Annotated in this window: 1 protein-coding gene; it reads left to right on the top strand. The window is 64.4% G+C overall.

From position 1 onward, the window contains the following. On the top strand, positions 1-675 hold a 675-nt coding region (gene dusA, locus AC1DX0_RS36710), incomplete at both ends, for a tRNA dihydrouridine(20/20a) synthase DusA (RefSeq protein ID WP_477359525.1).

Here is a 675-nt window from a genome sequence, read left to right as displayed (position 1 = left end):
GTTCGGCGCCTGCCTGATGAAGGTGCCGGTTGTCGTTGCCGATTGCGTTGGCGCGATGAAGGCCGCGGTGAACACTCCGGTCACCGTCAAATGCCGCATCGGCGTCGATGAGCAGGATCCTGAAACCGCGCTCGACGCGCTGGCGGACGGTGTCTTCGCCGCCGGCGCGGACGCGCTTTGGGTGCATGCCCGCACGGCGTGGCTGGAAGGCTTGAGCCCGAAGGAAAATCGCGACATCCCGCCGCTCGACTATGACAGGGTCTATCGCCTGAAGGCCAAAAAGCCGAACCAGTTCATCGGCATCAATGGCGGTATTCAATCGCTAGAAGAAGCCCTTCGCCACCTCGACCATGTCGATGGCGCCATGCTTGGCCGCGCCGCCTATCATACGCCCGGCATCCTGGCCGGTGTCGACGCCGCGGTTTATGGCGGCGAAGCCGGCGCCTTCGATTTTGCCGCGCTGATCGATGCGATGGCCGACTATGCGGCGCACCATATCGAGCAGGGTGGCCGGCTCGGTCATGTCACTCGGCACATGGTCGGCCTGTTCCATGGCCTGCCTGGTGCGCGCCGCTACCGACAGATCCTGTCGATCGACGCAACGAAACCTGGCGCGGGACCGGATGTGCTGAAGGCGGCCTTCGCCGCGGTTGATTTCGGCCGCATCGAACAGGC

The organism is Mesorhizobium sp. P3_A9 (assembly GCF_056402975.1).
Note: the sequence above shows the minus strand (reverse complement) of the source record. Positions and strands in the feature narration are given on the sequence as shown.